Annotated in this window: 11 protein-coding genes and 1 pseudogene; all 12 read left to right on the top strand. The window is 44.9% G+C overall.

From position 1 onward, the window contains the following. Positions 1 to 797: pseudogene (locus tag ACTIE0_RS18690) on the top strand (hypothetical protein); the annotation flags it as partial. A 71-nt stretch (positions 798 to 868) separates the two neighbouring features. Further along, entirely contained in the window at positions 869 to 2356 is a 1488-nt protein-coding gene (locus tag ACTIE0_RS18685) for a hypothetical protein (protein WP_006670432.1), read from the top strand. Between the two features lie 71 nt (positions 2357 to 2427). Then, entirely contained in the window at positions 2428 to 3537 is a 1110-nt protein-coding gene (locus ACTIE0_RS18680) for a hypothetical protein (RefSeq protein WP_006670433.1), read from the top strand. A gap of 19 nt (positions 3538 to 3556) precedes the next feature. Next, complete coding sequence (locus ACTIE0_RS18675) at positions 3557 to 4747, top strand: vWA domain-containing protein (protein ID WP_006670434.1); 1191 nt, start codon at positions 3557 to 3559, stop codon at positions 4745 to 4747. A gap of 48 nt (positions 4748 to 4795) precedes the next feature. Continuing rightward, positions 4796 to 5749, top strand: coding sequence for a hypothetical protein (locus tag ACTIE0_RS18670; protein ID WP_006670435.1), 954 nt, complete (start codon positions 4796 to 4798; stop codon positions 5747 to 5749). Between the two features lie 69 nt (positions 5750 to 5818). Then, on the top strand, positions 5819 to 6940 hold the full coding sequence (locus tag ACTIE0_RS18665) for an ARC6/PARC6 family protein (protein WP_439516953.1): 1122 nt from the start codon (positions 5819 to 5821) through the stop codon (positions 6938 to 6940). 79 nt (positions 6941 to 7019) lie between these two features. Next, positions 7020 to 8486 (top strand): vWA domain-containing protein, encoded by a 1467-nt coding sequence (locus ACTIE0_RS18660; RefSeq protein ID WP_006670437.1) that lies wholly within the window; start codon positions 7020 to 7022, stop codon positions 8484 to 8486. A 30-nt stretch (positions 8487 to 8516) separates the two neighbouring features. After that, on the top strand, positions 8517 to 8906 hold the full coding sequence (locus ACTIE0_RS18655) for a hypothetical protein (protein WP_006624626.1): 390 nt from the start codon (positions 8517 to 8519) through the stop codon (positions 8904 to 8906). A gap of 12 nt (positions 8907 to 8918) precedes the next feature. Continuing rightward, the gene (locus tag ACTIE0_RS18650; RefSeq protein WP_006624627.1) at positions 8919 to 10310 is read left to right on the top strand and encodes a vWA domain-containing protein; all 1392 of its coding nucleotides are present in this window, start codon (positions 8919 to 8921) and stop codon (positions 10308 to 10310) included. 50 nt (positions 10311 to 10360) lie between these two features. Beyond that, a complete protein-coding gene (locus ACTIE0_RS18645; protein WP_006624628.1) occupies positions 10361 to 10912 on the top strand; it encodes a double zinc ribbon and FHA domain-containing protein in 552 nt (183 codons plus the stop codon). 78 nt (positions 10913 to 10990) lie between these two features. Continuing rightward, positions 10991 to 12916: a protein phosphatase 2C domain-containing protein gene (locus tag ACTIE0_RS18640; protein ID WP_235720276.1), complete on the top strand. Its 1926-nt coding sequence runs from the start codon at positions 10991 to 10993 to the stop codon at positions 12914 to 12916. 16 nt (positions 12917 to 12932) lie between these two features. Beyond that, positions 12933 to 15053 carry a protein kinase domain-containing protein gene (locus ACTIE0_RS18635; protein WP_039933708.1) on the top strand — a complete coding sequence of 707 codons (2121 nt, stop codon included), beginning with the start codon at positions 12933 to 12935 and terminating at the stop codon, positions 15051 to 15053. Positions 15054 to 15234 lie beyond the last annotated feature (181 nt).

Genomic DNA, 15234 nt, shown 5'->3' with positions numbered 1-15234 from the left:
TTGAAGAAGTGGAGGAGCCACATTTCGCCGCCATTTTTTATCAAATCTCAACCGGTGAGGTTCCTGCAAATATATTTGACAGCCTATCTCGAAAGGGCAATGTTAAAAAAGGAACATTGTTCGAGATGACGCTAATTCGCAAAAAGGGATTGCTCGACCATATCCATTCTGCTTTAGATGCAGGGATTTATTTTGTCACAGAAAATTTAATATTGATTATAAGAAGGATGGTAATAGGTTTATTATTAGGTACAATAGGATTAATAACAATATTGTTAATAAGTAGTTTGTTGATATCTCTGTATGAGAAGGATTTGCAGGCAAGTATGGACGAGAAAATAGCCGCTCTAGAGGAGGAATTAACATCTGCACAGGCATCAACAACAGACACGAAGAACCAAGAGACTTGGACGGAAATTAGTCCTGAAAATCAAGAACGTTTTAACAGAACACATGAGGCAATCAAGGCAATGATTACTAATTTAACTGATTACATAAATCAACTACCACCAAACACTCTAAATAGCATAGGTATTCCCGAGAATGTACAGGATAATAACAAGTATATAGTTTTATTTTGTGTCAGAGACATATTAGGAATCGACCAAGACTTACAATATGGAGAAATCGGTAAATATAACGAAAGATGGCAAGAATTTAGTGACGCAATTAAGAAATATCAGAAATCCCAAGGAGCAGATACTCCTGATGGCGTGATTGATAAAGATGGTGGTTCAACACGAGGATGGTTGGAGGAAGATATCAGAAATCAATGCTTAAACCCAGATGGAGGCTAAAATATGTTAATGATGTTACAGACAGGATGCCTGTGCTATGGGGTTCGATTGGTTAACGGAAACAGTACATTATGACACTCTCTGTTTATATGCTTGATTCTCCATTTAATTTGGATAAAAATGAGATTAAAAAGGCGGTCAAAGCTATCATGAATTGCCGCACACAACCGGAATACATAAACAGCTTGGAAATCGCTTTATTTCATCCCCAAATGGATGCTCAATCTTGGAACAAACTCTTAGATAGTCGAGGAGCATCCAAAGCCTACCAAGACAAAATATACTCCGAACCGATGGTTAGGCTGTTGACCTTAAAAGCCCTACTGATACCGAAATTCTTGCCGGAATTTTTGATTTGGATGCAAACCGCCCCCAAGCCGGATGACTGTTGGAAATCTTGCCGGAAATTGCAGGCATCGATTGTCACAGAGTACGAAAAGAATATCCACGGCTTGCCATCTCTGACTCGAAATGTTAAGGACGGAATTTATAGTCTTCTCTCGCGCTTAATCACCAAACCAAAATTCTCCCCATCCGACAGCACAATTAAACATAAACTCCGTGGTTTAGTGCATTACAAATTTGATATACCACAACTTGTTAAAGCGACTAAATTATTACTCACCCAAAAGGATGGGTTTTGGTCGCAGGTTTACCGCGTGTCTTTCACCACAGATTTGGCAGATGCTCTCACCCAAATACCAGATTTATCGGAACCAGGAATCATCACAAATTACCCAGAAGAAAAGCATAACTTCTTAACAAATTTACAGCCTTTTTGGAGATATCCCGGCAAAACTGACAAGAACTATTTATCCTTAGCTCAATTCTTTGAAGAAGTGGAGGAGCCACATTTCGCCGCCATTTTTTATCAAATCTCAACCGGTGAGGTTCCTGCAAATATATTTTACAGCCTATCTCGAAAGGGCAATGTTAAAAAAGGAACATTGTTCGAGATGACGCTAATTCGCCAAAAGGGATGGCGCGACCATATCCATTCTGCTTTATATGGGGATACTTATTTGGTCACAGACAATTTAAGATTGATTATAAGAGGGATGGTAATAGGTTTATTATTAGGTGCAATAGTATTAACAACAATATTGTTAATAAATAGTTTGTGGAAATTCGTTATTAAAGGGACAATAGCAACTCCAAATAAGCCAGAGACTTTGACGGAAATTCGTTATGACAATCAAGGACGTTTTCGCAGAACAGATGAGGCAATCAAGGCAATGATTACTAATTTAACTGATGACATAAATCAACTACCACTAAACACTCTAAATAGCATAGGTATTCCCGAGAATGTACAGGATAATAACGGGTATATAGTTTTATTTTGTGTCAGACAAATATTAAGAATAGACCAAAACTTACAATATGGAGAAATCCGTCAATATAACGAAAGATGGCAAGAATTTAGTGACGCAATTAAGGAATATCAGAAATCCAAAGGAGCAAATACTCCTGATGGCGTGATTGATAAAGATGGTCGAATACAAAGATGGTTGGAGGAAGATATCAGAAATCAATGCTTAAACCCAGATGGAGGCTAAAATATGTTAATGATGTTACAGACAGGATGCCTGTGCTATGGGGTTCGATTGGTTAACGGAAAGGGTGCATTATGAGACTCTATTTCTATATACTGGCTGGTCTAATATCTGCTTTGCTGGGGTGGAATATCGCCCAGGTGTTCCTTAGCGATTTCGGCTGGCTGCAAGGGTTTCCGGAAATTGTCTTGTTTCCCTGCATGGCGATTTCCCTGGCAATTGGCAGCGTCACCAACGAGATTTTTATCAGTAACCCCACCCGTCCTAAACTGAGTGTACGGATGCTGCGAGTTCCGCTGATGTTGGCGTTTATGGTGGGACTGATAGCGGGGGGAATAGCGGGGGGTATTTCCCAAATTCTGTTCGACCCTAGCCTGGCAATTCCTCCCGTGATAATTCGGGTGTTTGGTTGGTTGGTGGTGGGAGGTTCGGTGGGTTTGGCTGAGGGGTTGAGTTGGCGGTTTCATAGCCTGGAGGCGGGAAACCCCAAACGCTTTTACCTGCGCCTATTTATCAGTATTTTGGCGGCGAGTATTGCCAGTCTCATCGCGGCGGGTATTTTTGAGCTGATGCGTTTGCTAAGGCTGATGCCAGCGGCTTTTAAACCCTACGAAGACCCGTTGGGGTTTGCAGTGTTGGGGTTGTGTTTGGGTGTGGCATTTGCCATCACGAATGCTTCCCCCACTTACCTGCCGGCTTTGAGGGCGGGAAGCGGATTTGAGTACCAGGAAGAAGATCACCAAGATATTTCTGTTTTGGATGAGGACAGCGAAGATGATGATCCGAAAATCAATTCCTCGATGCTGCGATTTATTACTTATCGATCGCGGGACGAATTTGATGATGAAAAAATCGAAGAAGGGATGTCAATCGAACTACCCAGGCGGGGCATGATTCGGATCGGTTCTTCTGTAAAATCAGAAAACAAAGCGGATATTTATCTGCCCCATCTGCTCCCGTACCTGGCAAATATTAAAATCGAAGGAAACCGGGCTTTTTTAACGCCCCATAAGAGACAATTCCTGAAAATTGCGATTAACGGAACCAAGCTGAGATCTCGACGTAAAGTTTCACTAAAACACAACTATGTTATTACATTCTATACCGAACCATCCGAAAGTTTTAAAGTCCCGAAATTCTACCGGTTTGTATTTTATAATCGCTTTTTCGATCCGATGGCTTAGTGGTAGTGCGATCGCATTGATGATCGCGTCCCCAGTTTTCGGACAAACGGCGGAAATTGTGGGTCGTCCGAGGATAAACAATGACAATGTTACCCTGCGCCTGCAAGTCAGGGATGAGAGAGGTCGTCCGGTCATGCAATTGCAGGAGTCGGATTTTCAAGTGATTACAGATGATGAACCCGTCGGGATCAAATCTTGGCAAAGTCCCCAAGAAAGCACCCCTCCTCCGGCTTGGATTGTGGTTTTAGTTGACTTGACTGGGAGTATGAACGAACTCGATACAAGTGGAAAGCGAAGAATAGATGGTGCCCTGGAGGCGACGCGACGATTTTTAGAACAAATGAGCGATCGCGGTGGTGATACGAAGGTGGCGATCGTTCCGTTTGGGAAAGGTGGCGCAAACTGTCCGGGTTTCGAGGTGACACAGCGGGGGATTGACTCCAGATTTTTCCCGGCGAATGATATCAAACAAACCAACTTTCTGGATTATCTGGCGGCGCAAACACTTTGTGCAGCTACGGATATTTACGGTCCGTTGTCAGAAGCGATCCGAGTCCTGGGAAATCGGCAAGATCCACGGTTTTACGTTCCGGAAGATTCGGGTAGACCGGAACCTCGGCTATCGGTGATTCTCCTCTCGGACGGCTTCCACAATCAACCGAACGAACAACAAGATTTCGATAATTTAATTACCTTACTGGAGAGAAATAATAACATCATTGTTCACACTCTCGGCTATGGCTTAACCCCCCAACAGGTGGGGCAAAAATATAACTTGGGACGAGCGGCAACTCGAGCTGATGCTGATAAAAATCCCCAATTGGCAAGGGACTTTGTTGATCCTGAACGCCTGCAGACCATTGCGGAAACAACAGGAGGAATTGCGGAATTTTCGGGAAACGCCAATGACATTGCCAGGAACTTGCAACTTTTCCTAGATTCCCTGTTGGGAGAATACGAGATTGTTTTCCAGCAACCGAACGCGGAACGGGGAACGCAACACGAAGTTTTGGTACAAGTGACGGTTAATAATCAGCAAATCAAGACGCCACCGAAAACTTACACGATGATGGTTTTTGGGCGATCGCTTCCCCAGAAAACACGCTTAATTATGACTGGTATCCTCTTATTGGTGCTGATTTTGGGAGGGGTTATCCCTTTCTTGAGCTGGAGCAATTATATGAAAAGAGAGGCGGAGCATGATTTTTGATGATGGTTTCTATATTGTTACTTGACAATCTCAGGATAACTGTATAAAATGGGTATCATAACAAAAACAAATCAGACCGTGAAATGCTTTAAATATCGCTTAGGTTTTTTCCTGTTGAGCGGTGGGTTATTGGTGGGCTGCGAGGCTGTCTCGGAGGTGTTGCCAAGGGAGGTATTAAACCATCTCCCTAAGAGTCTGACTAACTCGTTAGAATGTCCGGAGATGCCCAGTGGTTCTTTGTCGAATCCAGAGGCGATCGCCATAGATAGCCAAAACTTTCAAGGAACGGGAATTGTGCGATCGGGTGAGGATACTGGTTTTGTGTTTTCGGGTGAAAAAGGCAAACTATTAAGTTATCGCTATAATGAGGGAGTGTGTGTTTGGATTTACGCCCCAGATAACAGTTTAGTATTGGGTAATGAATTACCTCTTAATGGGAGGTATACGGTTCATGTCGCCTCACTCGGAGGAACCAGAAATTTCGAGATAGAAATGAGTTTGTCGGCTCCAGTGGCAGCAGTACCACCACCGGCACCGGCACCGGCACGGACAGCGACACCGACAGCGACACCGACAGCGACACCGGCACCGACACCGACAGCGACCCAGACACGCACATCAACGGCAAGACAAAGACCGGAAAGAACTGCCAATGATACTGGTCGCGCGCCTAGACCTCAGAGGCAAGAAACAGCGATCGCACCCTTTAGGCGATCGGATTTTCCGAAATCAAGTTGTGGCGATCGACTGCCAACTAATCGGGCAGACTATCCAATTAGATTTTATCCGGTAAACGTTCCTGATAGTGAAAGTAACTTACAAAGAACAAAAGCGATTTTTTGTAGAGATGCCTATCGAAGATATCGTCATGCCAATGATGATTATCTGATTCAAGTTGCCTCATTTAACAGTCGTTCAAGGGCGGAGGCTTTTGCCAGAATGGTTAACGAACAAGTCTCAGGAGCAAGTGTTGGAGTAGCGAGTGTAATCAATGCACCTTGATTGAGACTGAATGAGTCGATAGCCCAGATCAACCCTATAAAATATATGGAAATCCGGGGATTAAATGCCATGATAATTAAGTTAAAGCTACTAATGCGGTTGTTCTCGATCCTATTTGTAGGAGGATTATGGGGCTGCGAGGCTGTCTCGGAGGTGTTGCCAAGGGAGGTATTAAACCATCTCCCTAAGAGTCTGACTAACTCGTTAGAATGTCCGGAGATGCCCCGTGGTTCTTTGTCGAATCCAGAGGCGATCGCCATAGATAGCCAAAACTTTCAAGGAACGGGAATTGTGCGATCGGGTGAGGATACTGGTTTTGTGTTTTCGGGTGAAAAAGGCAAACTATTAAGTTATCGCTATAATGAGGGAGTGTGTGTTTGGATTTACGCCCCAGATAACAGTTTAGTATTGGGTAATGAATTACCTCTTAATGGGAGGTATACGGTTCATGTCGCCTCACTCGGAGGAACCAGAAATTTCGAGATAGAAATGAGTTTGTCGGCTCCAGTGGCAGCAGTACCACCACCGGCACCGGCACCGGCACGGACAGCGACACCGACAGCGACACCGACAGCGACACCGACAGCGACACCGACAGCGACACCGACAGCGACACGGACAGCGACACGGACAGCGACACCGACAGCGACACCGACAGCGACACCGACAGCGACACCGACACCGACACCGACAGCGACACGGACACCGACAGCGACACGGACAGCGACACCGACAGCGACCCAGACACGGACAGCGACACCGACTCAAACTCAAACTTCTAGGAATTCTCCCCAGATAGACTTGACCCAGGAGCAAGCGGTAACGTTAGTGAATAGATGGTTGAGTTCTAAAGGGCGTATTTTTGCGGCTCCTTTCGATCTTCAGTTAGTTCGCCAATATACTTCCGGTCCTTTATATAAAAATATTACACAACCTAATGGTTCGATAGATTGGCTTCGCAAAAATAACTCGTATTACACCTATCGGGAATCAAAAGTGATCAATGTTGTTTCTTTTTCGGTTTCCGGCTCTCGTCCAGAATTAATCGTTACTGTCTACGAAGATCGAACATTCCATACACCAAGGGGAATTGATTCGCGTCTATCTGGTGCGAGTAAAGGGAACTATCGATATTGGTTTGTCAAGGATAACGGACGGTGGAAAATTTACGAAAGACAAGCAGTAAATTGATATGGCAATTGCTCCGGGGAATACGATGGCTGAGACTTGAAAATCAAATTAATTTCATTTTTTAAACCTGGAAACAACCATGATAAATATAACAATGATTACCAAAAAAATATATAAACCGCTGCTATTCGGAGTCTGTGGGGGAGCCGGATGTTTGCTGGGGGCGCTAATTTTCGGTGAAATATGGCTGTATCTAACTCGACAACCTCCGGGGTTTCTCACCAAGCCTAAAGCGGTGGTCCTGCTGATAGACACATCTGGAAGTATGAGCGGCCAAAAACTGCGGGAGGTGCAAACGGCGGCATCGGAATTTGTGAGCCGACAAAACCTGAAACGCCATGATTTAGCTGTGGTAGAATTTTCCAGCCGGGCGAGTGTGGTGGCAGATTTTACCCGCAATGAAACGGAACTACAACAGGCGATCGCTCGCCTTTCCGCCAGGGGAGGAACTAACCTCAGCGAAGGCTTCAACCTGGCAACTTCTGTCCTCCAAAATAGCGATCGCACTCCCAATATCTTACTCTTTACCGACGGCGTACCCAACAATCCGCCGATGGCCGCATCCATCGCCCAACAAATCCGAGCCTCTGGAATTAATTTGGTAGCGGTGGGAACGGGAGACGCACAAATCAACTACTTAACCGCTCTAACTGGCGATCCAGATTTGGTGTTTTATGCCAACTTCGGCGACCTTGATCGTGCCTTCCGGGGGGCAGAAAAAGCGATATATGGACAACAATTGGTCGAGTCGGATGAAAGCGGTAATTATGGCTTCTTTTTCGGTGTTTTTCGTATAGGCGTATGGACGGGATTTTTGGCGATCGGAACTTCCCTCGCCTTGATTATCGGACAAAATTACACCCTGCGTCGTCGCCTCCTCTCTTTTCAAGAAGGGAGTTGGGGAGGTGGGGGTGGTTTGGTGGCTGGATTCGTCGGGGGAGCCGTCGGTCAAGTGGTGTTTCTTCCCAGTGGTTACCTTCCGGTTTTGTCGGTGGTGGCTCGGCTGACGGGGTGGACGGTACTGGGAACCCTCGTCGGCGGTGGAATGTCTCTATTTGTGCCTAATCTACCTCGGAAAAATGCGCTGATAGCGGGGTCGGTGGGAGGTGTTTTTGGTTCTTTAAGTTTTCTGGTTTTTGAATCTGTGACGGGGGTGATTTTAGCGCGTTTGGCAGGGGCGACGATTTTGGGATTTTGTATCGGTTTGGCGATCGCCTTGAGCGAACAATTTTACAGTTCCTTGTCCGGTTCTGTAGTGCTGTTGGTTCACTGGAATAACCAAGAATGTACGATGGTTGCTTTGGGAGAAAAGCCCATCGAAATCGGCAGTTCCCGAAATGCCCATGTTTACTTATCAAAAGATGCCGGATTTCCGGCAGAATTTGCCAAAATTTTCCTAGAAAATGGTAAAATTATCTTAGAATTTGACTCGGCTCTGTCACAGCATCCGAAATTTGGGAAAATGAAGCGATTTAGACAAGAACTAAATGATGGCGATCGCCGCCAGTTTGGAGATATTATATTGGAAGTTCAAGAAAGGCTTTAAATCAGGTATTATTTGATTAATTTTATGTAAATGGTTCAATATACACTTTACCTGTTAAGCACCAGTCAACCCGACCCGCATCCAGTATCCTATAATCTGAATATCAGTGAAAAGGAGGAAAACAACCCGGAGAGTATTTTTAATTCAAAATTGCGTGAAAAAATGCGATCGCAATTGCAACAACAAACCGCCTGTGCCCTGAACAATGCTAACCTCGAACAAATCATACAGACATGGCTAGAAGATATCCGAGAAGGCTATCGAACCACATCTCTCACGTTGGATTTACCTGCCCTGGAATTCGAGGAGATCCACCAAATACAAGATTCGGGCGATCGTCGAATTCCCGATTTATTCCCTCCCGATTTTTCGCAAATTGAACCCCAAGGCGGTGCTTTACCTCCCTTGGATTTTACCTAAATTTCACCAACCATGCTGAACGTTACTATCACCCCCCACTTAGAATTTCTCAATGCTGATAAAGCTGGACAAAAGCTATTTGTGATGCTGAAACTGCGACCTAATGCGGAGGTGTCCGCCAGTCGTCCCTCGACCACATTTAGCTTTGTGATCGATACCAGTGGCTCCATGTATGAAGTTTTGGAAGGGGAGGAGACTATACCCACAGGTAATAGTTATTTCCTGGATGGAAAGCAATATACACAAGTCACCGGGGGAAAAACTAAAATTGACCAGGTGATCGAATCCCTCGAAGGTCTGGTCAGTTCCGGCCAAGCTGACTCCCGCGATCGGATTGCATTAGTCCGGTTTGATGACTCCGCGTCGGTCCTGCTTCCCCTGACTGCATCGACAGATACGGCATCTTTGAAAAATGCGATCGGTCAACTCCGAAATTTCAGCGGCGGCACTCGCATGGCTTTGGGAATGGAAGAGGCTTTAAACATCCTGAAAAACTGCGATCTCAGCAGTCGCCGGACTCTCATTTTCACCGACGGACAGACTTTTGATGAAAGCGATTGTCGAGACCTGGCGACACAATTCGCTGAGGCGGGAATCCCCATTACAGCTTTGGGAGTTGGCGAGTATAACGAGGATTTGTTACTGTATTTGAGCGATCGTACTGGGGGCCGAGTTTTTAATGTTGTGGAAACACAAACCCACACCGGAACCACGGATATTCCTATTTCCGAACTTCCTAATACAATTTTTGAGGAAGTTCAACAAGCTCAATCGGAAGTGATCAATAACCTCAAGTTAAATATCAGCACAGTCAAGGGTGTCAAATTAGCACGAATTAGTCGCGTATATCCCGATAGTGCTGAAATTGCCCTGGATAAAAAGCCTTATTTAATTGGAAGTGCGATCGCCAATGATGACACGGTTTTTCTATTAGAATTTGACCTGGAAAGTCATAGCCAAGCCAAGGTTCGTATTGCCCAACTTGGTCTGACTTACGACATTCCGGGAAAGCAACGGCGGGGTGAACTTCCCCCCCAAAACCTAGTCGTTCAGTTTGTGGCAGGACAGGGAGGAAGCGCCCAAACCAACCCGGAAGTCATGGGATATGTGCAGCAGCGAAATATCAGTGGAATTGTCGATCGCGCCGCCAACCTCGCTGATCAAAATCCCGAACAAGCGGCAGAATTGCTGGAAACTGCCCGACGATTAACCGTTAAAATTGGCAACGACGCAATGGTTGAATCTCTCAACGTCGGCATTGAAGAAGTCCGCAAAACTCGCAAACTTTCTTCTGGAACCCGCAAAACCGTCAAAATGGGAGCCAAAGGTAAAACTGTGAAAATGAGCAACGATTCCGAACTGGGTCTTTCCGAAGACCAAATTCGCAATTTAACCGGATCATAAATGATTCCAACTCTCACTAAAATATTAGCCCTTTATTAGGAGATAAAATCATGTCTATTACTTGTCCAAGCTGTAGCTATGATAACCTGGATGATGCCGAATTCTGCGAGGTCTGTGGTACAGAATTGAACACTGCCACATCTGTGCCCGCACCCCCTGAACCTGTCAGTAATTCCAGCCCCGAACTTTTTCCCTTCACCCCTCCCTTTGAGGAAGTCGATCTTTTCCCCAAAAACGAACCCCTCACTTTCCCTACGGCTACCACTGCGCGTCTGGTCGCCAAACAAGCTAACGCACCTCAACCTGAATTTCGTTTAGATGGTGTGGCACTGGTGGGAGTTTTTGACCCGGATATGGGGCCGGTGGATATCGATTTAGAAAACTTTGCCGGGGGAGAAACGGTATCGCGCCATCACGGAGAAATTTACCCGGAAGCGGGTAATTGGATGATTAAAGACTTGGGTTCAACTAATGGAATTTTCATTAAACCAAAGGGTCAAAGTCGCTTCGGAGCGAGGATTACTAGCCCAACTTGTCTTAATCCCGGTGATGAGGTTGCTTTTGGAAAAGTTCAGTTTGTGTGGGCAAACTCTGAGTTTTAATTGACTCAATTAGGAGATAAAAAACTGGGATTATCTCCTGTCTTATGGTTCAACTTATACGGATTATTAAATGGGCTCGTGATTTCAGAAAATACCTGTTTACAAATCGGAGATTTTGTGGTAAGAGTTGCCGCCAACCTGGGTCAAAGCAACGATCGCATTCACTATTTTAAAGTAAGTCTGGAAAATGCAGGTAGTGAACATCCTCAACTGGGACTTTTGCGAGTGGGTTCGGCAACGGGTTTGTTGCAACAAGAATTACAATTGCGGGAAACCTTGGCGGATTATAGTTTGGTTGCACCCATACTCGCTCAAATCCAGGTTCCTGATCTGTCTAAAATTGTGCAAGAACCCTTGACAGAAGAAACCATCGAAGCTGACCATATCACCCCGGAATTAACTGCCCATCAAGACCACGAATTATCGACTTTATCGAGTCCTGATGGGTCCGAGGAAATCCCCGAAAATTCGGAGGATATAGAGCAGTTAACAAATGAAACAGAAACCGCCGCAGATACGGCAGAAAGCATAACCGAAAATCAAGAAAATCAGACCCTAGAAAATACGGCGGAAAATATCACGGATAATCAAGATTTATATGAAGGGTCTGAGCCGGAGACAGATGAGGGAGAAAATTACCTGGAACCTGAATATTATCCTGAAGAAAATCTAGCGGGTGATGAAGGCGATCGCCTATTGGTATTGACCGAATTTCCCCATCCTGAGCGGGTATTAAGTCAGTGGTTAAAAAATAGTCCGAACCCCCTGGAAGTTTTAAAAGCGATCACGCCAATTTGTCAATTATTCTGGTATTTCCATCAACGTCACTGGTGTGCGATCGACATCAACCCAGATTGGTTAGAAATAGGTCAACCCATTCGCTGTTTTGACCTGACTGGCGTTTACCCAGAAGACACCCCAATGAGTTCGGGAGTCATGGGAAATTACTGTGCCCCCGAACTATCATCCCATCCTATTCCTAGTGAAAAAAGCAGCGTTTATACCATTGGTGCTTTACTGTATCATGGGTTGTATGGAAGAGAGCCAGACAGTGATTTTCTGGGTGTAAAAAAATGCGATATGCCCCATTTGTCACAACTGCTAACTATCTCCTTGTCCGCCATTCCTGATGAGCGTTTTTCCTTGTCACAACTGCGAGGTTTGGTCATCGAAACTCGTAAACTATTGGGGGGCGATCGCGTCAATTGGGAAATCGCCAGTGAATCTACCCTGGGACTGTCTCCCCGACGACTCCAAAATGAAGATAGCTACGGAATTGCTCAAATTAATCAAGGAGCATCTGAGCAGGTTATTTTAGCAGCTTTGGCGGATGGTATGGGAGGAATGGCCGCGGGTGAGGTAGCCAGTCGTTTGGCGGTGAAAACGGTTATTGATGGATTTCGCCAGGAAGAAGAAAATATTTCAAAAAACAGCAGCCAGTGGTTAATTTCTATTGTCGATCGCGCTAACTCGGTGGTATCTGAGGCGGTACATAATGGCGGAACTACGTTAAGTTTAGCCTTGATAGAGTCCCGAAAATTGGCGATCGCTCATGTGGGTGATAGTCGCATTTATCGGGTGAGTGACGGCAAAATTGAGCAGTTGAGTGAGGATCATTCTTTGGTGGCGCTGCTGGTCGCCAGCGGTCAAATTTCCGCCGAAGAAAGCCTCGAACATCCCGATCGCAATGTTTTGACTAAATCCTTGGGCTCGAAACCCAATCTTTCCCCGGGTTACGTGCAAACGAAAAGCGATATTCAATTGCAAGATGGCGATCTAATTTTGTTATGTTCCGATGGAGTCTGGGATTTAATTAGTAATGAGGAATTTATCGAAATTTTTAGCCAATCTCAACCCTTGCAAACTGCGGTTAATGAAGCAATTAATTTGGTGCTAAAACGAGACGCACCCGATAACGCGACTTTGTTGGCATTACGATGCAGTATTACTCCCATTGCTGTTAAATTTAACAGAGTTGAACAATCCTTAAAAACTTTAATTTAATTGACGGTAACTAATTATGAGTAACATCTGTCCATCATGTGCCTATGACAACAGCCCAGGCGATCGCTTCTGCATGGCCTGCGGAGCTACTTTAACTCCCACTAGCACCACTACTACTCCCACTAACTCAGGACTGTATTTACCCACAGGTACATGGCTAAAACAGGGCAAATACCAAATCAAAAAATTTATAAGTCAAGGCGGTTTTGGGATTACATACAAAGGGATTTACTGCGCTAATTCTGCTACTGTAGCCATCAAAGAGTTGTGGCCAGAAAATGGATGCAGACAAGGCACATCTGTACTCTGGCCCTTATCAATTACCCCGGTTGATCGAAAGAAACAACTTCATGAGTTCCAATTAGAAGCTATTTATTTAAGTCGTTGTAAATCTCCTCATATTGCTAAAGTTTATGATTGCTTTGAAGAAAATTCAACTATTTATATGGTGATGGAGTTTATAGAGGGTTCAACTCTATCCAATCTGTTATTGAATAATCACCAACCCCTAGATGAGCCTCTAGTGATTAAGTATACCAAAACCGTCGCTGAAGCACTCACAATTGTTCACCAGCACAATTTATTGCATAGAGATATTAAGCCCGACAATATTATGATTGGCAGTGGCGATCGTGTCGTTTTAATTGATTTTGGAACTACCCGAGAATTTATCGCTGGAAAAACCGGAGATATGACCGTAATTTTAAGCAGAGGATACGCCCCATTTGAGCAGTATTCTAGCCAAGCCAAACGCTATCCCTCCACTGATATTTATGCCCTGTGTGCTTCTATGTACGAATTATTAACAGGAAAATTACCCGCCGACTCAGCCGATCGCGCCCAAGCTATTTCTAATAACTTACCCGATCCTCTAGTTCCCCCCCGACAACTCAACCCTAATATTAGCCCCTACATTCAAAAGGTAATATTAACCGGGTTAAAATTTCGGGTAAATGAACGCATACAAACCGCCCAAGATTTTATCGATGCCCTGGATGGTAAACTGATTTCTCCGCTTCATAAAACCGCCAAAACTTGTGTTAAAAAAGGCAAGTTAACCGATGCTGTCACCGCCTATCAAAATTGTTTAACTCAAGAACCAGACAACGCCGAAGCCCTCATAGAATTGGCGATTATATTATTATATCATCATAGCGATCGCGCTGATAGTATTGCCAGAAAAGCCCAGCAAATTAAACCCCAAGACGGTCGAATTTATGGCATTTTGGGGTTAGTTAGCTGTCGTAGCCAGCAGTGGAAACAAGCGATTCAACAATTACAGCATGGCATTAAACTTAGTCCAAAACAAGCCTGGATGCACGCTAACCTAGGTTGGGCATGGGGAAAAGAGGGAAACTGGCAAAAAGCGGATCAGACAATTCAACAAGCATTAAACCTAGATCCTAATTCTAGTTTTGCTCTGGGGGTTAAGGCTTGGATATCTTTCCATCTTCGCCAGTGGAAAATCGTAGTTCAGGCGGGAACCCAGGGAATTTTTAAATCTCAGCAGCAGCCCTCCTCGGTGGCGATCGCCCTAAAATCCTGGCTTTATCCTCTCACAATTGCCGCTTTAGAACGAGTGACAACCAACAAGTCTGGTGACATCACACGGCGACTGCAAGCCTTCACTCAACAAGTCCCCAATAATGCCTTGGCTTTAGGATTTAAAGCGTGGTATGAGTACCGTAAAAGTGATCATGTATCTTGTCGTCAAAGTCTCAATTTAGCAAGTCAGTGTCCGGAAATACCCGATTGGGTGATGAGAAATGGAGGTTTAATTTATGAACATCTGGGAGATTTTCAAAAAGCGGCTGATTGGTATAATAAAATATATCAAAAACAACCCAAAGATGCTTGGATTTGTTATCGTTTAGGGACAGTTTTAGCCGCCAGCGGTGAGTGGCATCAGGCGAAAAATTATTTGGAGAATGCAGTTAAATGCGATCGCAATTTGGCGGCAGCTTATCGAAATCTGGGCTGGGTTTTGTTGAATTTGCGAACTGCAGACGGTCAAGTTAAATCGCCCCGGGAGGTCTTAGTAGCCTATCGTCAGGCTGTGACACTGTACGACCGCCAAGACCCCCAGCAAGCCCAACATTTGCGCTCAAAGTTTCAGGCTATCAATTTGCCATTATAATAAATGGAAGGGGGCTCTTCCAGTGATGGTTATACTGAAAGGGTTGGTGCGAGACGTTGAGGAGTGAAATAGGGCTGCAATGCCTGAAATAACCTCCCAGTGGGACTTCCACTCCTTGGTGGAATATAAGGGATTCGCCACCCTGACCATCCCATAACTGTTTATATGTCCCGACGTTTGG

This window comes from Limnospira sp., assembly GCF_051859755.1.
GTDB lineage: Bacteria > Cyanobacteriota > Cyanobacteriia > Cyanobacteriales > Microcoleaceae > Limnospira > Limnospira fusiformis.
The sequence above is the reverse complement of the archived record's forward strand: the minus strand, read 5'-3'. Positions and strand labels throughout refer to the sequence as shown.

Bases quoted from the DNA above. Each gene is read 5' to 3' on its own strand.
- ACTIE0_RS18685 (WP_006670432.1), top strand. From the start codon at position 869: ATGACACTCTCTGTTTATATGCTTGATTCTCCATTTAATTTGGATAAA.
- ACTIE0_RS18680 (WP_006670433.1), top strand. From the start codon at position 2,428: ATGAGACTCTATTTCTATATACTGGCTGGTCTAATATCTGCTTTGCTG.
- ACTIE0_RS18675 (WP_006670434.1), top strand. From the start codon at position 3,557: ATGATCGCGTCCCCAGTTTTCGGACAAACGGCGGAAATTGTGGGTCGT.
- ACTIE0_RS18670 (WP_006670435.1), top strand. From the start codon at position 4,796: ATGGGTATCATAACAAAAACAAATCAGACCGTGAAATGCTTTAAATAT.
- ACTIE0_RS18665 (WP_439516953.1), top strand. From the start codon at position 5,819: ATGATAATTAAGTTAAAGCTACTAATGCGGTTGTTCTCGATCCTATTT.
- ACTIE0_RS18660 (WP_006670437.1), top strand. From the start codon at position 7,020: ATGATAAATATAACAATGATTACCAAAAAAATATATAAACCGCTGCTA.
- ACTIE0_RS18655 (WP_006624626.1), top strand. From the start codon at position 8,517: ATGGTTCAATATACACTTTACCTGTTAAGCACCAGTCAACCCGACCCG.
- ACTIE0_RS18650 (WP_006624627.1), top strand. From the start codon at position 8,919: ATGCTGAACGTTACTATCACCCCCCACTTAGAATTTCTCAATGCTGAT.
- ACTIE0_RS18645 (WP_006624628.1), top strand. From the start codon at position 10,361: ATGTCTATTACTTGTCCAAGCTGTAGCTATGATAACCTGGATGATGCC.
- ACTIE0_RS18635 (WP_039933708.1), top strand. From the start codon at position 12,933: ATGAGTAACATCTGTCCATCATGTGCCTATGACAACAGCCCAGGCGAT.